Consider the following 20,935-nt stretch of genomic DNA (forward strand, 5'->3'; position numbering starts at 1 on the left):
GTCTGCCTAACCCGCCGGCACGATCACCATGCTCTTGTCTTTCGGCCAGCGGATGCGCCAGGCGAAGTTGATATCCTTGACCTCACCTGGCTTGGCGTCGAACGACCATTCCAGAACGCCACGCCGATCGCGGATGTTGCTTGCGGTCGGCGGCGTGGTCGCAGGCAGCATCTCGACCACGATGTCCTCGCTCTCGCTGACCGGCAACTGATCCTCGATGGCGACCTTGATCGGAAAGTCGTGACCGTTGCGGATCGTGGTCTTGAACGAACGCTCGTCGGTCTTCGACGTCGTCACGAGCAGGCCGGCCGAACCTTCGTTGCGCTTGAGCACCGCGCGCTCGATCTTGACCTTGTCGTCGGCGCCGAAGCCGAGCCGCACGATGTCATCCTTGGCCGAAGCCGAGAGCTTCCCACGGCCGACGAAGACGCCGTCGCGATAGATCGCGACCTTGCCCGGCAGCAACGTCGTGTCGTCGGTCTGCTTGAAGCTGGCTTCGAGGAAGGCGGTCGGGTCCATCACCGGTGCCGCGCGCACCATCAGGTCGGCGGGCACGCTCATGGACGCAATGCGCAGGCTCTTGGCGCCCTCGGCGGCGCCGAGGCTGACGCGGCCGGGAATCCTGAAGGTCGCCTGGAAATCGCCGATCTCTGCGACGGCCTGCTGCTCATCGGCACGCTCGCGTGGCTCGGCCGCCTCTGCGATCTTGGACGAAAGATGGGGTTGCATCTGGCGTGCGACCGGTGCGGGCCGCGCCAAGTCAGAGACCGCACCTGCTGCCTGGGGCTTCGGCACCTGCGGATATTGCGCGACCAGCGAGTTCAGCTCCGGCGCGCTGCCGCCGCGGCCGATGCGAACCGTGGAGACGCCGAGCGTGACGTTCGACCAGTCCTCGCCGGTCGATTGCGTGATCTCGGCGCGGCGGACCAGCTCCAGCTGCGGCTTGCGGTCCTTGGCGCCGGTGTCGAGCCGGGCGTCGTAGAGCGGCAGCCAGCGTGCATTGCGCACATTGTAAGTGACCCGCAGCGTCGCCTTGGTCGCGGCCGGCGCGGCGATGTCCATCCGAACCTCGAGCTTGTTCGGCGGCTTGGCCTTGCGCTCCACGTCGAGCTGAGCGATCTGCCGATCGATCTCGCGCAACTTGCGCGTGGCGTCGCGGACCGCGGTATCCGCGCTCGCAATTTCCTCGCCGACCGCGGCAAAGGCCGTACGCCATTCGGCGATCGGCCGCGCCTCGCCCTTCTCGCCGAGGCCGGCAGGGGACGTTTCGGCAAACCGCTGGGCGAACTTGCGCCGCGCATTGGCCGAATCGATCGCGCCTTGCAGATCGGCGCGCTGGTCGTTCAGCGCCTCGATCCGCTTGTCCAGTTCGGGCAGGTTGACCGGCGCGGCGCGCGGCGTTCGCGCATCGATCGTGCCGATGGTGAGTTTTGCGCTCCCTTCACCCTCCACGCGGATGGAGGACGTATCGAGACCGAGCGGAAAATCCTTGGCGACCAGCGTCGAGTCGCCGGACGGCAGGTCGATCGCGATGATGCGGGTCACGGTGGCGCCGTCGGGGTAAACCGTGACGGTGTCGATGGCCGATGTGGCGTCCACGTCCGCGGCCCATGATGGCGATGCCATTGCCATGGTCACCAGAACCAGGCTCGTCGTCGCCAAATATCTTGCGGTGATGCGCATAAAGTCCCTCCTGCCGTATCGCCGCGCCGCCAGCCGGACGCGCGATCAAATGCCTCGCCAACATGGTTGGACGCGGCAGCGAAGGAACTGGTTCGATTGGGGTTTCCGTGGGGCGCCGGTACGGCGGCACCATGGCCGCGGAACGTATCGGCCCCACGGCTGAATGCTAGGCCTGGGTGGGCGTAACCTGGCCGAAGATGCGGCGAAGCAGGTCGGTCACGTTCCTGGCGCCGGCCTTCCTCAAGATGCCGGCACGATAGCCTTCGACCGTCCGTGCACTCAGATGCATGCGCCGGGCGATTTCCTTGTTGGTAAGACCGGCGGCGAGATGCCCGAGGACGTCGCCTTCGCGCCCGGTCAGGGGTTCGCATCCGGGCAGCCAGCGTTGCCGGTTGGAGCTGGGCTGGGCGAACTCGTCGATGGCCGCATCGATCCGGCCGACGATATCGTGGGTGCGAAACGGCTTCTCGATGAAATCGGCCGCGCCGCTCTTGATGGCGTCGACCGCCATGGCGATGCTGCCGTTCGCCGAGGTCACCAGGACCGGCGCCGTGCAGTTCTCCTCGCGCAGCCGCTTGAGCACGTCGAGACCTGAGCGATCGGGCGGCATCTCGAGCAGCACGCAGGCCGGCATCCGCGCCTTCGCTTCGGACAACAGAGACGCACCATCCGCAAAGCAGATCACGTCATAAGCACTCTGTTGGAGTGCGTTGGAAAGTTGTTCGCGGGAGGCGGCGTCGGTTTCAACGACGAATACCTCACCCTTGGAAAGCATGTTCCCCGGCATAATCCCGATCCAGCAATGTCTTGGTCAAAATGGCCCGAGACGGCAGCGGGCTCCGTCGCGCCGCGCCGTCATGAGCACGGCATTCACGCCGGTGCTTCGGTTTCCCTTATGTATGTTCCGCCCTGTTCCAGGATTTGACGGACCGGGACAGAAACTTTACATTTCGGGACATCTGCGGGAATGGCTGGCAGGAACGGGTCGCATGACCGACCTCATTCGCAGCGCAGGCTTGAGCTATTACCCGGAAATCGCCCGGTCGGTCGGGCTCGACCCCAGGCAGATGATGCGCAAGGTGAGGCTGCCGCTGGCCTGCCTCGACAAGCCCGATATGCCCATTGCCGTCACCGGCCTGCGCCGCCTGCTCGAATTGTCGGCAGAGGCCTCGGGCGCCGAAGATTTCGGCTTGCGCCTCGCCGAGCGCGGCGGCCTGACCAATTTCGGCCCAGTCGGTTTGATCGTGCGCGAACAGGCGACCGTCGGCGAAGCCATCGAGGCATTCTCGCGCTTCATCCCCGTCCATCACGACGGCATGAAGCTCGACGTCACACGCGACAGGCAGACCGTGACTGTCACGCTGCATCTGCGCGGCCGGCAGCCGCGCGCGCCGCGCCAGGCAATCGACATGACGCTCGGCAGCGTCCACCGCATCATCCAGTCGCTGTTCGGCCATGACTGGCGGCCGCAGGAGGTGCACCTGCATTTTCCGCCGCCGCACGACCGCAAGCGATACCGCGAGTTCTACGGCTGCCGCGTGACCTTCAATGCCGATGACGATGCGATCCTGCTGTCGGCGCACGACATGGAGCGGCGGATCCCGAGCGCGCATCCGTTGATCGCGAGCTATCTGCGCAAGCGGATCGAGGCGATCCAGACGCGGCCCGCAAGCTGGGAGGGGAAGGTCGACGAGGTCGTGCGGATCCTGCTGGCCGACGGTGACTGCTCGGTCGAACGCGTCGCCGAACATCTCGCCTGCACCCGTCGCACCGTCCATCGGCGCCTCGCGGAAGCCGGCACCAGCTTCTCGGCCATCCTCGATGCGCAGCGCGCCGATCTCGCGACCCAGCTGGTCGAGGATCCCGGCCGCCCGCTGGCCGACATCGCCGTCCAGCTCGGCTTCTCCGCCCAGAGCGCCATGGCGCGCTGGTTCCGCGGCCGCTTCGGCTGCACCATCACGGAATGGCGCAAGGGCGTGCGCCCGCCGGCCAAGCCGGTCGAAATCCCGTCGGCCTCGGCCGCTTGAAGTTCAGCGTGCCGGAGCGGGCACGCCCATGATGGCGAGTGCACGCCGGCGGCTTCCCGCGAGCAGCGGGCCGAACGCAATCGCAAATCCGAGGAACGCGATGATCCAGCCGCAGGCCGCGATGTGCAGCAGCACATCGCTGTGCGCAGGCACGACCACCGCAGCGACACGCGCCAGCGCCGCAACGACGATCGCGACGTAGATCCCTTGTGTCGCGAGCGAAGCCGTCAGCGCCTGCCCGGTATGGCCGAGGCTGGCGCGCGTCATCACCGCGAGCGTCATGGTTCCGGCCGCGCCGGCCATCCAGGCGTGAATGCCTGCACTCGGCGGCAGTGCGCCGAAGACGGCCAGAGCATGCAGGATGAAACCGAGCGGCACGAAGGCGTACCCGACATGCAGGATCAGCAGCAGCAGCTCGCGCGTGGTGCGATCGCCGGCCCAGCGTGCAAGCCGGACCAGGTGCAACATGCCGACGAGCGCCACCATTACACCGGTGATCGCATTCAGCGGCGCCACGATCCATGCGACGAGCGCGAGCGCGCTGCATCCGATCACCGCGCCGTCGAACCGCCCGAACGGCACCGGCAGGCGGCCGGGATTGAACTTGACCAGCCAGTTGCGGGTGAAGCTGGGGATGATGCGGCCGCCGATCAGTGAGATCATCAGCACCACCACGCCGATTCCGACACGGATGCTGACATCGGCCGCGCCCTGATAATGCGCCTCGAGATGGAAGGCGACGTTGCCGGCGAGCAGCATCAGCACGAGCGCGACCACCGGCAGATTGCGCCAATTGCCGCCGGCGATGATCTCGCGGCTTGCGGCCGCGACGACCAGTGTCAGAAAGGCAGCATCGACGACCAGCGCGAACGCCCAGCCGATGTCGGCCGACAGGGTCACCGCGACCCGCCCCGCGAGCCAGACCACCACCAGCGCGCCCAGCGAGGTCCCCTGGATCGGCAGCCGCCCGGTCCAGTTCGGGATCGCCGTGAACAGGAACCCGGTGATCACCGCGGGCAGGAAGCCGTAGAGCATCTCGTGAACGTGCCAGTCGCGCGGCGCGAAGGCGGAGCTGACCGACAATTCGCCATAGAACATCGGCAGCCAGGCCAGGATCGACAGGCCTGCCTGGATCGCGGCGAGCAGGAAAAAGGGCCGGAAGCTGTTCGCAAACAGCGGCCAGCCCTCAAAATTACGGGATCGGGTGCCAGCCATGGGGGTCAACTCCTGTGAATTCGGTCCGTTGCTTGAAAGTCACTTGGAAAAATACTGCCGTCCGGCCGGCCGGTTTTGCGCTATCGCAAACTACCGGACGATTGCAGGTGCCATCACACTCCCGAGCGCCAAGGAGGCAGAATGGCCAAGGTCGACACATCGCTGGTTGCGCATCTGCCGCTGTTCGGGGGCGTCAAGCCCGAGGACCTCGAGGAGATCGTACGTGAGGCCCGCTCGGCGCGTTATCCCAAGAACACCGCCATTTTCGAACAGGGCGCCGATGCGCAATCCTTCTTCCTGCTGCTGCACGGCCATGTCCGCGCGGCCAAGACCACACCGACCGGCGAGCAGATCGTGGTGCGCTATGTCGCGCCCGGCGAGACGTTCGGGCTCGCGATGGCGATCGGAGCTGCGCATTATCCGGCGACCGCGATGGCGGTCGACGACAGCGTGGTGCTGATCTGGCCGACCTCGGCCTGGCCGCGGCTGGTCGAGCGGTTTCCCTCGCTTGCCGCCAACACGCTCCAGACCGTCGGCACGCGGCTTCAGGAAAGCCATACACGCATTCTGGAAATGTCGACCCAGCAGGTCGAGCAGCGCGTCGCGCATGCGCTGCTGCGGCTCGCCAAGCAGTCCGGCAAGAAGCTCGACCACGGCATCGAGATCGACTTCCCGATCAGCCGCCAGGACATCGCACAGATGACCGGCACGACGCTGCACACCGTCAGCCGCATCCTGAGCGGCTGGGAGAGCCAGGGCCTCGTCGAGAGCGGCCGTCAGCGCATCATCCTGCGCGATCCGCACAAGATCGTGGTGCTGGCAGAGCGGACGGCGGACGGCAGCCCGGCTTGAAATTAAGGGTGAGGGTGCTTCCGCTTACGGCGAAAGCCCGCCCTCGCCCGGAAGTTCGCGCGCGACCCGCGCGAACTCCAAACCCGCCTCACGCCGGCACGCATTCGCACAGCGCAGCAAGGAATTTGTCGCGGTCGATGCCGTGCTCGCGGCAGGCGTCGTCCACGGTGTGAAAGGTCGCGATCGGACAGCCGACGCAGGCCATCCTGAAGGCGAGGAACACGCGGATCGTGTGCGGCGCCGTACGCATGATGTCGTCGACCAGATCGTCGGATCGGAAGGGCATGGACAACTCCGTTCCGAAGTGACGATAGCGGAGCGGACCGGAGTTTCTTTGTTGAAGCGCAAGCTGGTGGTTGCTTCTCGCTCTTGCCGTTCTTACGGCGGGGCTATCGCGTTTGACCTTGGCGAGACCTGTGCAAGCACCTCGTCCTTCGAGACGACCGCTCCGCGGTCTCCTCAGGATGAGGCTGAGCGGCAGCTTTCCCCGCCGAAATAGCTGCCGCGCACTCCCGTCCTCATCCTGAGGGCCCGCCGAAGGCGGGCGTCTCGAAGGATGCGCCACGGGAGAGGTGAACTACACCGCCCTGCTGTGCAACTGCTTCGCTGGATTGAGATGCGCGTCGAACGCAGCGGCAACGCTGCGGACCAGGAAGCGCGAGTCGCTTGCGACCGCGAGGCGGTCGCCGTCGAGCCTCACCACGCCGTCCGAAATCAGCGGCTTCAGGCGCGCAGCCGACTTCAGCATCGCCTCCGGCTCTGCGCCATGGCGCGCGCAGATGTCGCCGAGATCGGCGCTGAACTCGCACATGATGCGCTCGATGATGTCGGCGCGCAGCCGGTCGTCATCGGTGAGCCCGTAGCCCTTGGCCGTCGCGAGGCGGCCGGACGTGATGCTTTGCGCATAGGCGCCGATCTGCACCTCGTTCTGGACGTAACCCTGCGGCAGATGTCCGATGGCGCTGGCGCCGAAGCCGATCAGGACCTCGCCTCTGTCGGTGGTGTAGCCCTGGAAATTACGCCGCAGCGTCCGGTCCTCGAAGGCAACGGCCATGGCGTCGCCGGGGCGCGCGAAATGATCGAGCCCGACCTGCACGTAGCCAGCCTCTTTCAGAGCATTAGCGATCGCGCAGGCCTGGTCGTGACGCGCAAGGCCATCAGGCAGATGCTTCTCGTTGATCATGCGCTGGTGCTTCTTGAAATCGGGCACATGCGCGTAGCCGAACACCGAGAACCGGTCGGGCCCGAGCTCGAGCGAACGCCGCACGGTGTCGATGCAGGACGCGATGGTCTGGTGCGGCAGGCCGTAGATCAAATCGAAGTTGATCCCCTTGATGCCGGCGCGCTGGAGCCTGTCGACGACGGACGCCGTCTGCTCGTAGCTCTGCACGCGGTTGATCGCGCGCTGCACGACCGGATCGAAGCTCTGCACCCCCAGGCTCGCACGATTGACGCCGGAGAGTCGCATCGTCTCCACCATCTCGGCGGTCAGCGTGCGCGGGTCGATCTCGACCGCAATCTCGGCCGAAGGCAGCACGAAGAACGCGTGACGCATTGCCGCCATCAGCTCGGCAAAGGCGTCCGGCGCCATGATCGTCGGCGTGCCGCCACCGAAATGGATGTGCTCGACCTTGATGCGTCGGCCGATGGTTTCAGCGACCTGCGCAATCTCACTGAGCAGGGTCCGCTGATAGGCGGCGATCAGCCCGTCGCGGCGAACGATCTGGGTATGGCAACCGCAATACCAGCACATCTCGCGGCAGAACGGCACGTGCAGATAGAGTGACGCGCTGGAGCCCGGGGGCAGCTCGGACAGCCACCTGGCGTAGGTGTCCGCGCCGATCGTCGCCGAGAAATGCGGTGCGGTCGGATAGCTCGTGTAGCGCGGCAGACGTTCTTCGCCATAACTCGCTGCGAGATCAGCCCTCATGTCTTACCCATTCGTAAATCGATACCGCGCAGTGGGGCGGCCCGTCCCGGATGGCACTGGATTACCCGCTTTTCGGGCGGTTCACCTTGCGCTTGCTCAAAGTCCCGGCGCCGGATCGGGGCCATGGTGACGTTTAATCAGTGCTCCCTGGAGATAGGCCATGACGTCGCTTGCGCTCGATCTCGTTCTCTGGCTCACCGGCGTTCGCGGCCATATCCCGCGCTTTGACGATTTCCGTCCTGTCCCCGCCGCGTCCCCGGTCGGCGCAGGTTATCTCGTGCGCGTATTGGTGATCATGGCCGCGGTCTTCGCCGCGCTGTCGCTCGCGGTCTGGGGCACGGTCTGGATTGCGATCCAGCTTCTCTAATCGACGACCATCCATTCCCAATCGAACGCAACTGAGTCCGTGAACGATTTGCCGCTCGTGCGGCTGATGCCGCGCGACGTCGCGTCCTTCGCATCGTCGACGCGCGCTTCGGCAAACCGCTTAAGGAATTTACCGGAGGCGAATCCGGCAAAAGCTTGTCGCAGCGCAAACACTCTTGCCGCAACAAGCGCACACTGCATCCGTCATCAAAACCATTTCAGATGAAGGATGCTTCCGATGTTCACCCGCAGAGCCGCATTGATCAGCGCCGCCGCGACTGCCTTGATGCTGGCGACTCCCGCCTTTGCTGCCGACGATCTCAAGCTGCCGCGCCAGAAGGTCGAGCTGGTCGCTCCGCCCTTCGTGCATGCGCACGAGCAGGCGACCAAGCAGGGCCCCAAGATCGTGGAGTTCAAGCTCACGATCGAGGAGAAGAAGGTCGTCATCGACGAGAAGGGCACCACCTTCCAGGCCATGACCTTCAACGGCTCGATGCCGGGTCCGCTGATGGTCGTGCATGAGGGCGACTATGTCGAAACCACGCTGGTCAATCCCGCGACCAACACCATGCCGCACAACATCGACTTCCATTCCGCGACCGGCGCGCTTGGTGGCGGCGCGCTCACGCTGATCAATCCCGGCGAGCAGGTCGTGCTGCGCTGGAAGGCGACCAAGACCGGCGTGTTCGTCTATCACTGCGCCCCGGGCGGCCCGATGATCCCCTGGCACGTCGTCTCCGGCATGAACGGCGCCGTGATGGTGCTGCCGCGTGACGGCCTCAACGACGGCAAGGGCCACGCGCTGAAATACGACAAGGTCTACTATATCGGCGAGCAGGACATGTACGTGCCGCGCGACGAGAAGGGCAAATTCAAGTCCTACGACTCGCCGGGCGAAGCCTTCACCGAGACCGAAGAGGTGATGAAGAAGCTGATCCCCTCCCATGTCGTCTTCAACGGCAAGGTCGGCGCGCTCACCGGCAAGAACGCGCTCACCGCCAATGTCGGCGAGAACGTGCTGATCGTGCATTCGCAGGCCAACCGCGACAGCCGTCCGCATCTGATCGGCGGCCATGGCGACTACGTCTGGGAGACCGGCAAGTTCTCCAACGCACCGGAGACGGGGCTCGAGACCTGGTTCATCCGCGGCGGCTCGGCGGGAGCTGCGCTGTACAAGTTCATGCAGCCCGGCATCTACGCCTACGTCACGCATAACCTGATCGAGGCCGCCGACCTCGGCGCCACCGCGCACTTCAAGGTCGAAGGCAAGTGGAACGACGATCTGATGATGCAGGTGAAGGCGCCTGCGGACATCCCGGCCGCCAACACCAACTAACGCGACGAGGGGCCTGTGGATCACCGGCCCCTTCTTCCTTTTGGGGGACGACGATGCTGATCGCATTCAAATTGAAGCTGCTGCTCGCCTGCGCGGCCGGGCTGGCGGGGCCGATCGCGATGGCGCCGCTGGTCTCGGACATCACGGTCCACGGCACGGCGTCGGAGCCTGCGCTCGTCAGAGTCGCGCCGGGCGGCCTGTCCTATCGCGAGGCCGGCGATTTCACGCGTGGCGGGCAGCAGGCGGAGGCGCCGCTGCGCACGCTGCGGTTCGAGAGGCCGTTGCGCGTCATGCGCAATCAGGTCTCCTCGTCGGACTATCAGCTTTGCGTGCAGGATGGCGGCTGCCGCGCGCTCGATCGCGGCGTGGCGGTCGCCTCCGATCGTCCCGCGGTACAGGTGAGCTGGTACGACGCCGAGGCCTATGCGGCCTGGCTGTCGCGCAAGACCGGCCACCATTATCGTTTGCCGAGCGACGAGGAATGGGCCTTCGCGGCGGGCTCCAGGTTCAAGGATGATGGCGTCACGGTGGACGCAGACGACCCTTCGAAGCGCTGGATCAGCCGCTACGAGCGCGAATCCGAGCGCGATCTCTCCGACACCACAGCCTATCCGTTCGGCAAGTTCGGCGCGAACGAGCACGGCATCGAAGATCTCGCCGGCAATGTCTGGGAGTGGACCTCGACCTGCTTCGTGCGCTCGCGTGTCGACGCCGCCGGCAATGCCGGCCGCCCGACCGTGAACTGCGGTGTGCGCGTCGCCGAAGGCGCGCACCGCGCCTACGTCACCGACTTCATCCGCGACGCCCGCGCCGGCGGCTGCGCGCAAGGCGTGCCGCCCGCCAATCTCGGCTTCCGCCTGGTGCGGGAGGAGACGTCCTGGGTCGCGAGCGTGTCGGCGCGGTGGGGCAAGGTGTGGATGAGGTCGTAGCTGAGCGTCCTGCTGTCATTGCCCGCGAAGTGTTCAGACCGGGGACATAGCTGACACCTGTTCGGACACATCACTGACAGGTTGGCCATTGGTCAAGTCGATTGATGCGACCTGCCAGCTGGCGAAGAAGATTCCGTAGCGACCGTCGCGGTCGAGCTGCCTGATGGCCAACTGCTCGCCGCAGAAGGCTTGAGGGACTTTCCACATCTGCCCTTTGAAGGCGATGTAGCTCCGGGTCGAGGAGGCGGTGCGAACGATCTCCCCGGCGTCGTATTGCACCTTCGGCACACGATCGGGCATGGCGCGAGAACTCGGCCGGTAGCGATCGGCGGGGATACCCATGCCGAGGCTTTCATGTGGCCGCTCCAGATTGTAGATCGTGCGCCAGTTGTCGAGGGCGCGCTGAACTTCCGCCAGGGTGCGGAACGTGTGCAGAGCGAACACTTCCGCTTTCAAGCTGCGATGGAAGCGTTCGTTCTTGCCTCGGCCCTGAGGATGGCGTGGCCTGGCGTGGATCACCCTGACGCCGAGCTTGAGCAGCCATACCTTCAGCGAGGTCCAGCGAGCGCCGGACGTGTCGCCCCAGGGAGATCCATTGTCGAGGTAAAAGGCCTCTGGCATCCCATAGCGTCGAAAAGTGTCGGTCAGGTGTTTCTGCACGTCTGGGCGCCGCTCGTTGGCGCATGCCTTCAGACACAGGGCATAGCGCGAGTGGTCATCGACCATGGTGAGCGGATGGCAACGCCTCCCGTCGGCAAGCGGCATGTGACCCTTGAAGTCCATCTGCCAAAGCTGATTGGGCGCATCCTTCTCGAACCGGTGGTCTGAAGGGCTTGGCGAAGCCTTCTCGCTCGGCTTGATCCGCTCATTCCGGCACAGGATCTGATGGACCGTCGAAGGCACAGGCACAGCCTGGCCGTCGCGCTTCAGGCAATGGGCAATCTTGCGCGCCCCCCAGGCTGGATGCTTGTCCCGCACAGCCAGGATTTGCGCCTCCACCGCAGGCTCGCTGCGCCTGGGCATGCTCTTCGGACGACGCGGCTGATCCGCCAGATCATGGTCGCCAGCCTGCCAACGCCGCAACCATTTATAGCCCACGTCAGGGCTGATTCCGAACCGCCGGCACAACTCTCGCCGGTTCGCTCCTTCCTGTAAGGCAAGCCGCACAAACTCGCGTCGCTGATCCATTACCGACACCTCGTTCCAGGGCATGGACGGCCTCCCAAATCGACCAATCCAGCCCATTGTGATGTGTCAGCTATGTCTCCGAACACCCGTCAGTGATCTGTCCGGTCTAAACAGAAGGCGGGCAATCCAGTATTCCGAGACGGCGGTGATTGAACCGAGAAGCCGCAGCGTACTGGATGCCCCGCCTGCGCGGGGCATGACAGCGCGAAATGTGGAAAGCGCACTGCGTTGAACAACGCGCCATCGGGCCAGCGACGTCACAAACGAAAACGGCCGAGACGACGCCCGGCCGTTCGCATTCATTACAATTGCTGTCTTACGTGTTCTTCAGCGCGACGCGGAATTCGGCTTCGGTCTTGGCCTTGACCTCGTCGAGCGAGACGCCGTCGGCGAGCTCGATCAGGGCCATGCCGCCGTCGCCGTGCTTGTCGATGGTGAACACGGCCAAATCGGTGACGACCATGTCGACCACGCGCTCGCCGGTCAGCGGCAGGTTGCACTTCTTGAGCAGCTTCGAGCCGTCCTTGGCCGAATGCTCCATCACCACGACGACGCGCTTGACGCCGGCGACGAGATCCATCGCGCCGCCCATGCCCTTGACCATCTTGCCGGGGATCATCCAGTTGGCGAGATCGCCGTTCTGGGCGACCTGCATGGCGCCGAGGATCGAAAGGTCCATGTGGCCGCCGCGGATCATGCCGAAGGAATCCGCGCTCGAGAAATACGAGGTCGAGGGCAATTCGCTCACGGTCTGCTTGCCGGCATTGATGAGGTCGGCGTCTTCCTCGCCCTCATAGGGAAACGGTCCCATGCCGAGCATGCCGTTCTCGCTCTGCAGGCTGACATCCACGCCGTCGGGGATGAAGTTCGAGACCAGCGTCGGGATGCCGATGCCGAGATTGACGTAGTAGCCGTCACGCAGTTCCTTTGCGGCGCGCGCAGCCATCTGTTCACGGGTCCAGGCCATGTGGCTCTCCTGATCTTAAGCGGCGTTGCGCGGGCGGGTGTTGCGGAATTCGATGCGCTTCTTGGCCGTACCGACCTCGACGATGCGCTTCACGAAGATGCCGGGCGTGTGGATGTGGTCGGGATTGAGTTCACCGGCCGGAACCAGATGCTCGACCTCGGCCACCGTGATCTTGGCGGCGGTCGCCATCATCGGGTTAAAGTTGCGCGCGGTCTTGCGGTAGATGAGGTTGCCGGCGGTGTCGCCCTTCCAGGCGTGCACGATGGCGAGGTCGGCGAACAGGCCGCGCTCCATCAGGTATTTCTCGCCGTCGAACTCCTTCACTTCCTTGCCTTCGGCGATCAGCGTGCCGACGCCGGTCTTGGTGTAGAAGGCTGGGATACCGGCGCCGCCGGCGCGGATGCGCTCGGCCAGCGTGCCCTGCGGATTGAATTCGAGTTCCAGCTCGCCGGCGAGGAATTGCTGAGCGAACAGCTTGTTCTCGCCGACATAGGACGAGATCATCTTCTTGATCTGGCGGGTTTCCAGCAGGCGGCTGAGGCCGATGCCGTCGACGCCGGCATTGTTGGAGACGACCGTCAGGCCCTTGACGCCGGACTCGCGGATCGCGTCCGACAGCGCCTCGGCGATGCCGCAGAGGCCGAAGCCGCCCGACATGATCATCATGTTGTCTTTCAGAATGCCGTCGAGAGCCGACTTGGCGTCGGGATAGACCTTGTTCATGCAAATGACCTTCGACTGAACCTTCGGCTTGCGGGCGTCGCGCCTTATTGGCGGCGATTATTAGGCGAAATCCTCCAAAGCCGTCAATGATACGGGGTTCTCCGTTCCGTCCCTGGGTGATAGAAGCTGCCCACGCCGTGGGCAGAACCGCCCGCGGCCTTGAAAGCGACAAGAAAACCCATCAAGTTGCGGCACTTAACATCATAGGGCTTGGGCGTGGGGCGCGCAGGTTTCCCGGCCCGCCCTTCCGGCTCCAACGACCAACCCGATCAGGACACGCCATTGACCATGGCCCAAGGAATGAAGCGCCTCGGGACGCCGATCGCGGCGCTGCTCGGCGTCGTGCTGATCGCCCTGATCGCGACCTCCTGGCTCATCAACCGCGACGCGTTGCGCAGGGCGGTGGAAGCACAGATCCGTGACGTCACCGGGCTCGAACTCAATGTCGCAGGCAGCATCGACATCTCCGTGCTGCCGGCGAGCTACATCTCCTTCCATGACGTCGGCCTGAAGGGCGGCGGCACCAGCGACCCTGCGCTCCATGTCGACGTGCTGACCGCCAATCTGCGGCTGCTGCCGCTGCTGCTGCAACGGTTCGAGATCGCCGACCTGACGCTGCTGCGGCCGCGCATCCATGTCAGCCTGAAGCCGGATGGCGAGAGCAACTGGACGCCCTTCATCCAGACCATCGCCCGCACGATGAAGCCCGGCGCGGACAATCAGGTCTCGTTCTCCGAAATCCGGATCCAGGACGGCGTGCTCGACTACGAGGACGCCGCCACGCACGCCACCGAGAAGTTCGAGGACATCGACCTGTCGCTGGCCTGGCCCTCGATCTCGCGCTCCTTCGCCGCCACCGGACAGTTCGACTGGCGCGGCGAGCGCGTCGACGGCACGATCAGCTTCGCCGATTTCGTCGCCGCTCTCTCCGGCGACCGCTCGGGGTTGAAGGCACGGATCGCCAGCGCCCCGCTCAAACTCGCCTTCGACGGCAGCGTCGCCAACCGCACCAGCCCGATGATGGAAGGCACGCTCACCATCGACAGCCCGTCGCTGCGCAATGCGCTGCGCTGGGCCGGCCAGCCGCAGCCCGGCAGCGGCGGCTTCGGCCGCTTCGCGCTGAAGGCGCGCGCCAACGTCGTCGGCCCCTCGATCGCGTTGACCAACGTCAATGTCGAACTCGACGGCAATGCCGCCGAAGGCGTGATGACCTACGCCAATAACGGCCGGCAGACGCTGCAAGCGACGCTCGCCGCCGACGCGCTCGACTTCACACCTTATATCTCGACCTTCCGCCTGCTCGCCAGCGGCGCACGCGACTGGAACAGGCAGCTGTTCGATCTCAACGGGCTCTCGACCACCGACCTGGACATGCGCCTGTCGGCAGCCAAGCTGACGGTCGGGCCGACGAAGCTCGGCCGCACCGCGATCGGCGCCAATTTGCGCAACGGCACGCTGGCGCTTTCGGTCGGCGAGGCCCAGGTCTATGGCGGCATCGCCAAGGGCTCGTTCGGGATCGCGCGCTCCGACACCGTCGCCGACATCAAGGCGCAATTCCAGTTCACCGATGTCGATCTTCAGGCCTGCGCCTCCGAACTGTTCGGCCTCAACAAGCTCTCGGGGCGCGGCAACATCAACGTCTCGCTCCTCGCCTCCGGCTCGAGCCCGTTCGGCCTCGTGCAGTCGCTCGACGGCACCGCCACCGTGACCGGACATGACGGCGCGATCGCGGGCTTCAATGCCGAGCAGCTCCTGAAGCGGCTGGAGCGGCGGCCGCTGTCTGGTGGCGGCAATTTCCGCAACGGCTCGACCCCTTACAACAACCTCACCATCGCGGTGAAATTCTCCGACGGGGTCGCCACCGCCGAGGACATCCGCGTCGAAGGGCCGGCGGCGAAGATCACGCTGACCGGCACCGCCTCGGTGCCGACGCGCGAATACGACATGAAGGGCGTCGCCAGCCTCAACACCACGTCCGGCTTCGAACTGCCCTTCGTGGTGCAGGGTCCCTGGGACGATCCGCTGATCTTCCCCGATCCGGAAAGCCTGATCCGCCGCTCGCCGGCCTCGGCGCCGCTGCTCGACATGTTGAAGGACCGCAAGGGAGGCGATGCCGTGCGCTCCGCGATCGAGCGCATCACCGGCAGCGGAAAGCGCCCCGCGCCGGCAGAATCGCCGACAGCGGAGAACGCCAAGGAAGGCGCGAAGTCCAACTAGAGCGATCGACGCCCCTCTCTTGGGGGTGGCTGCCTGCGCACCACGGGCTCGACTTGCCAGACTCAATACCGCGACGTCAGGCGGCCGATTGCGTCGTCGAAATCCAACTCTTGTCCTCCCGCACCGCTGTTGCGGCCGCGATCTTCGTGCCGGTCGCGACCGCGACAGTGCCGCTCTGTCCCAGTTCACGGGCCAATACCTCACGGTCACAGGCGTCCTCCCACAGCGAAACGGTGATGGCTGCAACACAGTTGCTGATCATACTGGTCAGCGCCCGCGCCTCCGACATGAAGCGGTCGATGCCGACAAGCAGCGCCACGCCAGTCACGGGCAAATCCGGCATGACGGAGAGGGTCGCGACAAGCGCGACGAAGCCGCTGCCAGTGACACCCGCCGCCCCTTTGGACGTCAGCAGCATCAGTCCGAGCATCGCCGCGATCTGTCCCCATGACAGGTGAATGTCGCAGGCTTGCGCGATAAAGATGGACGCCAGGGTGAGGTAGATGGCGCTGCCGTCCAGATTGAAAGAGTAGCCCATCGGCAACACGAGCCCCGAAACGCCTTTCCGGCATCCAAGTTGCTCCAGTTTGCGCAGCGCGCCGGGCAGCGCCGGCTCCGACGATGACGTGCCGAGCACGATCAGCAGCTCTTCCTTGAAGTAGCGGATGGTCTTCCACAGGCTGAAGCCGTTCAGTCGCGCCAGCGCCCCAAGCACGACGACCACGAAAACGGAGCAGGCGATATAGAATGTCAGGATCAGCAGTCCGAGCGAGCCAATCGAACGGATGCCATAGCGGCCCACCGTGAACGCCATGGCGCCAAAGGCGCCGAGCGGGGCAAGCTTCATGACGAAACCGAAGGCCACAAACAGCACATGAGAGAACGAGGTGACGGCCTTGGTCACCATCACACCGTCGTCACCGGCGCGGCTCAGCCCAAAGGCGATGAGGATGGAGACCAGCAGGACCGGCAGCACTTCGCCATCGGCAAACGCGCCAAAGAAGGAATGCGGGATGATGTGCAGCATGAAGTCGGCAAATCCGCTCGCAGCTGCCTGCTTCGCGAATTTCGCGGCCACCGACGGATCGAGCGTATTGACGGACACATGCATGCCGACGCCCGGCTGGATCAGCGATACTGCAATCAGTCCAGCCAGCAGTGCGAGCACGGTCAGCAGGTAGAACAGCGCCATGGATTTCACCAGCGTGCGGCCGACTTCGCGCGAATCGCTGATGCTGTTGATGCCGCTGACGATGGTGCAGAACACGATCGGCGCGATCATCATCTTGACCAGCTTGACGAAGCCGTCACCAAAAGGCTTCAGCGCGGCGCCAAATTCAGGCCACAGATGGCCGGTGAGGACACCCAGCATGAGGCCAATCAGCACCTGGACGTAGAGAATCCGGTAAAACGGCTTTCGCACCTCACTGTTCGCGGGCTCAACCAGCGCTTGCTTGTGCATTCTCGTTTCTCCCATGGCTCTGATTTTTTCTTGATGGCTTCGAAGGCGGCGGGCTTCAGGCCGCCAGGACCGACTGAGGCACGTGCGATCGACGGGCGAAAACATGGCCCTCGAAAATCCGCCGGGCCGTCCGCTGCACCCGGGCAACCGGGCCGGGCTCCAGGCGAACCACAAGCTGGCCGGAGGGATGGGCGAGCGTGATCGACACCGGCGGCGCCAGCGGTCCGACCATCTCTGCGGCGATCGTTCCGGGCGTGACACAGGCCGTCGCGATCGCGACGGCGCCGGTCACCGCCAGCGCGCTATGGCAGTCGTGCGGCATGAAGTAGCGGGTGTTCAATGCCGCCTCGCCCGCGGGCGCAATCAGAACCGGCTTCGGGATCACCATTGCCGCAGAATTCGGAAAGCCCATCCGGCGTCCGGCCTGGATGCGCAGATGCTCGAGACGCGCGCGGAAGCCGCTGTCGGCGAAGTCCGAGGGCACCTCACGGCCGCTCCAGCCCAGATCCGCCGCGCGGACCAGCATGACCGGCATAGCCGCGTCGATGCAGGTGACGTCGATCCCTTCGATCCGGTCGACCGGTCGTCCCGTGGGCAGGAGGCGACCGGTGCGTGCGCCGGCCGCGTTGGGGAACGACAGTTCGATCGGCGCGGCCGTTCCTGGTACACCGTCGATCCGTGCCTCGCCCTCGTAGGTCACCCGCCCTCCGGGTGTGGCAACGGTCGCATCAATCAGCTTGCCGGTGTTGACATTGTGGATGCGCACATGGGTGCGATCTGCGGCAGCGGTGACCAGCCCGGCTTCGATCGCGAACGGCCCCACCGCCGCCAGCATATTTCCGCAGTTCGGCGAGGTATCGACGATGCCTTCACGGACCCGCACCTGGGCAAACAGATAGTCAACGTCGGCGCCGGGCACCGATCCCGGTCCAACGATTGCGACCTTGTTGATCACGGCATTGCCGCCGCCGATCCCATCGATTCCAAGATCGTGCCCACCTCCCATCACGGACAGCAGGACCGCATCGCGCAATCTGGCGTCGGCTGGAAGATCGCGGGCCAGGAAGAATGGTCCGCGCGAAGTGCCCCCACGCATGACCACACAGGGAATGGCAATCTGATCGTTCATGGAGTTGTTCCGTTCGGCGACATCTTCGCTCGAACCTGAGCATCCTCGGTCTGAACTCTTTTGTGAAATGCAAATATCTGAGGTATTATTCCGGATATCGATATAATGGAGCTCGCCCAATGAATGCGGAACTGCTCGACCTCAAAGCGTTCATCACCGTCGCGGAGACAGGAAGCTTCGTTCGGACGGCCAAGGCGCTGAACCTGTCCCAGCCGGCGCTCAGCCGGCGCATCCAGAAGCTGGAAGAAAGCCTCGGTGCCCCGTTGCTCGAACGGTCGACGCGCCACGTCAATCTCACCATGACGGGCCGCGACTTCCTGCCGAAAGTGCGCCGCCTGATCGACGAGTTCGAGACCTCGGTGCTCGCCATCCATGATATCGGCGCGCGAAGTTCAGGTTTGGTGTCGGTGGCTGCGGTCCCGACGGCGGTGTTCTATTTCCTGCCGCGTGCGATCGGCCGATTCGCCGAAGCGTATCCGCGCATTCGCATCCGGATACTGGACATCGGTGCCAATGAGGGTTTGGAAGCCGTCGCGCGCGGAGAAGTCGATTTCGGCATCAATTTCATCGGTGCTTCGCATGCCGAAATTGAATTCGAGAAACTGGTCGAAGATCCTTTCGTCCTGGCCTGCCGTCATGACCATCCGTTGGCATCGCGCAAACAGGTGAGTTGGTCGGAGATCGTGCCGCACCGGATCATCACCGTCGGTCGCAACAGCGGCAATCGCGCATTGATCGACAATGCGCTGGCGCGACACGGCCTGCAGTTGAACTGGTCCTATGAAGTCGCTCACCTCTCCGGTTCGCTTGGCCTGGTCGAAGCGGGGCTGGGCATCGCCGTGCTACCGAGGCTCGCAACGCCAGCCGCCGGCCATCCGATCATTCACACCGTTCGGTTGATCGAGCCGGAAGTGTCGCGGACGATCGGAATCGTGCGCAGGCGCGGGGCGACATTATCCCCTCACGCCAGCCAATTTCTCAAGATGCTGCTCGAGGCATGGCGTTCCCCTTCCCGGACGAGCGTCCAGGGCAAGCCGCGGTCCCGATCCGCTCAGGCAAGTTCGAATGCCGTTTCGATAGGCCTGAAGGCGAAACGCTGACGGCTCGCCCGCGTCGCGGTCCAAGGCCATTCCCACGTCGAACCGGAGTTCCTGGGCCAACCCGCGTCGTCAGAGACTTTTGGCTCCTGCAGCCGGAGCAGCGTTGCGGGCCGGTTGCGTTGCATTCAGTCCTCATACTGCTTACAACGACCGGATCTTTCGCGAGCGGCGAGCAGGGATGTGACGTTGCGCATGGGTCAGGCGAAGAGCGCGCAACCCGAATTGATGGCCGCGAATTGATACAGCGATTGGATCGATGCACGCATTAAGCATCTCCTCCGGCCCGAGACCCCACGACCTAGGTCTGACAAGATGCCGCTAGATCGGCTGACGGGCATGCGCTAGTGTTTTATACGACCGGTTAAAAACACCGGCCGTTTAAGGGAGAAAAACGTGAAATCCAAGGTTATTGGCGCAGTTTCACTCGCGGTCGCTGCGGCTGGGCTGTTTGCAGCCGCTGCACCCGCATTTGCGCAGCAGAAGACGATTACGGTCTGGTGGGGCAAGGGCTTCTACCGCTCCGAAGACGACGCGCTGATCGAGACGATCAAGAAGTTCGAAGCCAAGACCGGCATCAAGGTCGAATTGTCGCAATACGCGATCCAGGACATGATTCCGAAGACGGTCGCCGCGCTCGACGCCGGCACCGTGCCCGATGTCGCCTATTCCGATTCCTATGACGTGCAGGCGCAGGGCAAGTGGGCCTATGAAGGCAAGCTCGAGGACCTCACGGACGTCATGGAGCCGATCAAGGGCCGGTTCGTGCAGAACACGCTGGATGCCTCGATCCTCTATAACGACGTCAGCAAGAAGAAGGCCTATTACGGCTTCCCGCTGAAGCAGCAGAGCATGCACGTCCAGATCTGGAACGACATGCTGGAGAAGGCCGGCTTCAAGTTGAGCGACATCCCGACCGACTGGGCGGGCTACTGGACGTTCTGGTGCGACAAGGTGCAGCCGGGGATCCGCAAGGCGACCAACCAGCGCATCTATGCCGTCGGCCAGCCGATGGGCGTGGAATCCACCGACGCCTTCCAGTCGTTCTACACCTTCATGGACGCCTACCACGTCAAGCTGGTCGACGACGACGGCAAGCTCACGGTCGACGATCCCACGGTTCGCGAGAACCTGATCAAGGCGATGAAGGACTACACCGACACCTACATCAAGGGCTGCACGCCGCCGTCCTCGACGACCTGGAAGGATCCGGACAACAACGTCGCCTTCCACAACAAGACCATCGTGATGACCCACAATTTCACGATCTCGATCGCGGCGAAGTGGTACGAGGACTCGCAGAACCAGGCACTCACGCCGGAACAGCGCGAGGCCGGCAAGAAGGCCTATGAGCAGGACATCGTCACGGCGTCCTTCCCCAAGGCGCCCGATGGTTCGACCATCCGCTACCGCTCCGACGTCAAGACCGGGCTGGTCTTCACAGCGGCCAAGAACAAGGCCGAGGCCAAGCAGTTCATCAGCTTCCTGCTCCAGGAAGAGAACGTCCGCCCCTATATCGAGGGCGCGCTCGGCCGCTGGTTCCCGGTGACCAAGGAAAGCCAGGCGAGCCCGTTCTGGCAGGCTGACAAGCACCGCAAGGCCGTCTACGCCCAGTTCACCGGCGGTACCGCCGCGTTCGACTTCACCAAGAACTGGAAGTTCACGATCCTGAACAACGAGAACGTCTGGGCCAAGGCGATGAACCGGGTCGTCAGCGAGAAGGTCCCGGTCGACAAGGCCGTCGACGAGCTGATCGCCCGCATCAAGCAGGTTGCAGGCTAAGTTCGCTTTCTCCCTCTCCCCGCTGGCGCGGG

General features: G+C 64.4%; 19 protein-coding genes. 8 read left to right on the forward strand and 11 right to left on the reverse strand.

All coding sequences use genetic code 11. From position 1 onward, the window contains the following. Positions 1-6 precede the first annotated feature (6 nt). Both I3J27_RS31380 and I3J27_RS31385 read right to left on the reverse strand, forming a co-directional pair. Positions 7-1,683 carry a mucoidy inhibitor MuiA family protein gene (locus I3J27_RS31380; RefSeq protein WP_270162729.1) on the reverse strand — a complete coding sequence of 559 codons (1,677 nt, stop codon included), beginning with the start codon at positions 1,681-1,683 and terminating at the stop codon, positions 7-9. Positions 1,684-1,849: 166 nt separating this feature from the next. Next, entirely contained in the window at positions 1,850-2,470 is a 621-nt protein-coding gene (locus tag I3J27_RS31385) for a response regulator transcription factor (protein ID WP_270162730.1), read from the reverse strand. Positions 2,471-2,672: 202 nt separating this feature from the next. Here I3J27_RS31385 and I3J27_RS31390 point away from each other — a divergent pair, with 202 nt between their 5' ends. Next, the gene (locus I3J27_RS31390) at positions 2,673-3,710 is read left to right on the forward strand and encodes an AraC family transcriptional regulator (protein ID WP_270162731.1); all 1,038 of its coding nucleotides are present in this window, start codon (positions 2,673-2,675) and stop codon (positions 3,708-3,710) included. Between the two features lie 3 nt (positions 3,711-3,713). Here the strand turns inward: I3J27_RS31390 and I3J27_RS31395 are convergent, their stop codons facing one another. Further along, positions 3,714-4,925 (reverse strand): NnrS family protein, encoded by a 1,212-nt coding sequence (locus I3J27_RS31395; RefSeq protein WP_270162732.1) that lies wholly within the window; start codon positions 4,923-4,925, stop codon positions 3,714-3,716. A 141-nt stretch (positions 4,926-5,066) separates the two neighbouring features. Here I3J27_RS31395 and I3J27_RS31400 point away from each other — a divergent pair, with 141 nt between their 5' ends. Then, positions 5,067-5,777 carry a Crp/Fnr family transcriptional regulator gene (locus tag I3J27_RS31400; RefSeq protein ID WP_270162733.1) on the forward strand — a complete coding sequence of 237 codons (711 nt, stop codon included), beginning with the start codon at positions 5,067-5,069 and terminating at the stop codon, positions 5,775-5,777. An 88-nt stretch (positions 5,778-5,865) separates the two neighbouring features. Here I3J27_RS31400 and I3J27_RS31405 read toward each other — a convergent pair whose 3' ends face one another. Next, on the reverse strand, positions 5,866-6,063 hold the full coding sequence (locus tag I3J27_RS31405; protein ID WP_270162734.1) for a DUF1858 domain-containing protein: 198 nt from the start codon (positions 6,061-6,063) through the stop codon (positions 5,866-5,868). Between the two features lie 291 nt (positions 6,064-6,354). Continuing rightward, positions 6,355-7,707, reverse strand: a complete 1,353-nt coding sequence (hemN, locus tag I3J27_RS31410) for an oxygen-independent coproporphyrinogen III oxidase (RefSeq protein ID WP_270162735.1) — start codon at positions 7,705-7,707, stop codon at positions 6,355-6,357. A 160-nt stretch (positions 7,708-7,867) separates the two neighbouring features. On the opposite strand from hemN, the gene I3J27_RS31415 reads away from it, so the two are divergent. Continuing rightward, positions 7,868-8,074 (forward strand): hypothetical protein, encoded by a 207-nt coding sequence (locus I3J27_RS31415; RefSeq protein WP_270162736.1) that lies wholly within the window; start codon positions 7,868-7,870, stop codon positions 8,072-8,074. Here the strand turns inward: I3J27_RS31415 and I3J27_RS31420 are convergent. Further along, complete coding sequence (locus tag I3J27_RS31420; protein WP_270162737.1) at positions 8,071-8,247, reverse strand: hypothetical protein; 177 nt, start codon at positions 8,245-8,247, stop codon at positions 8,071-8,073. The genes I3J27_RS31415 and I3J27_RS31420 overlap by 4 nt on opposite strands. A 64-nt stretch (positions 8,248-8,311) precedes the next feature. Here I3J27_RS31420 and nirK point away from each other — a divergent pair, with 64 nt between their 5' ends. Together nirK and I3J27_RS31430 are read left to right on the forward strand one after the other, a co-directional pair. Then, on the forward strand, positions 8,312-9,409 hold the full coding sequence (gene nirK, locus I3J27_RS31425; RefSeq protein ID WP_270162738.1) for a copper-containing nitrite reductase: 1,098 nt from the start codon (positions 8,312-8,314) through the stop codon (positions 9,407-9,409). 53 nt (positions 9,410-9,462) lie between these two features. After that, on the forward strand, positions 9,463-10,338 hold the full coding sequence (locus I3J27_RS31430; RefSeq protein ID WP_270162739.1) for an SUMF1/EgtB/PvdO family nonheme iron enzyme: 876 nt from the start codon (positions 9,463-9,465) through the stop codon (positions 10,336-10,338). A gap of 33 nt (positions 10,339-10,371) precedes the next feature. Here I3J27_RS31430 and I3J27_RS31435 read toward each other — a convergent pair whose 3' ends face one another. The 3 genes from I3J27_RS31435 to I3J27_RS31445 all read right to left on the reverse strand — a co-directional run bounded on the left by I3J27_RS31435 (position 10,372) and on the right by I3J27_RS31445 (position 13,216). After that, positions 10,372-11,550 carry an IS481 family transposase gene (locus tag I3J27_RS31435; RefSeq protein ID WP_270162740.1) on the reverse strand — a complete coding sequence of 393 codons (1,179 nt, stop codon included), beginning with the start codon at positions 11,548-11,550 and terminating at the stop codon, positions 10,372-10,374. A 292-nt stretch (positions 11,551-11,842) separates the two neighbouring features. Beyond that, positions 11,843-12,493 (reverse strand): CoA transferase subunit B, encoded by a 651-nt coding sequence (locus I3J27_RS31440; protein WP_129275247.1) that lies wholly within the window; start codon positions 12,491-12,493, stop codon positions 11,843-11,845. A gap of 15 nt (positions 12,494-12,508) precedes the next feature. Then, on the reverse strand, positions 12,509-13,216 hold the full coding sequence (locus I3J27_RS31445; RefSeq protein ID WP_270162741.1) for a CoA transferase subunit A: 708 nt from the start codon (positions 13,214-13,216) through the stop codon (positions 12,509-12,511). Positions 13,217-13,504: 288 nt separating this feature from the next. On the opposite strand from I3J27_RS31445, the gene I3J27_RS31450 reads away from it, so the two are divergent. Further along, positions 13,505-15,433 (forward strand): AsmA family protein, encoded by a 1,929-nt coding sequence (locus tag I3J27_RS31450; protein WP_270172923.1) that lies wholly within the window; start codon positions 13,505-13,507, stop codon positions 15,431-15,433. A gap of 76 nt (positions 15,434-15,509) precedes the next feature. On the opposite strand, the gene dctA is transcribed toward I3J27_RS31450, so the two are convergent. Next, positions 15,510-16,895, reverse strand: coding sequence for a C4-dicarboxylate transporter DctA (gene dctA, locus I3J27_RS31455; RefSeq protein ID WP_270162742.1), 1,386 nt, complete (start codon positions 16,893-16,895; stop codon positions 15,510-15,512). Positions 16,896-16,950: 55 nt separating this feature from the next. After that, entirely contained in the window at positions 16,951-18,024 is a 1,074-nt protein-coding gene (locus I3J27_RS31460; protein ID WP_270162743.1) for a 4-oxalomesaconate tautomerase, read from the reverse strand. Positions 18,025-18,143: 119 nt separating this feature from the next. On the opposite strand from I3J27_RS31460, the gene I3J27_RS31465 reads away from it, so the two are divergent. Together I3J27_RS31465 and I3J27_RS31470 are read left to right on the forward strand one after the other, a co-directional pair. After that, positions 18,144-19,124, forward strand: a complete 981-nt coding sequence (locus tag I3J27_RS31465) for a LysR family transcriptional regulator (RefSeq protein ID WP_270162744.1) — start codon at positions 18,144-18,146, stop codon at positions 19,122-19,124. A gap of 393 nt (positions 19,125-19,517) precedes the next feature. Next, positions 19,518-20,903: an ABC transporter substrate-binding protein gene (locus tag I3J27_RS31470; protein WP_270162745.1), complete on the forward strand. Its 1,386-nt coding sequence runs from the start codon at positions 19,518-19,520 to the stop codon at positions 20,901-20,903. The last annotated feature ends 32 nt before the right edge of the window (positions 20,904-20,935 follow it).

The sequence above is a fragment of the Bradyrhizobium xenonodulans genome (assembly GCF_027594865.1).
In the GTDB taxonomy this organism is placed as follows: domain Bacteria; phylum Pseudomonadota; class Alphaproteobacteria; order Rhizobiales; family Xanthobacteraceae; genus Bradyrhizobium; species Bradyrhizobium xenonodulans.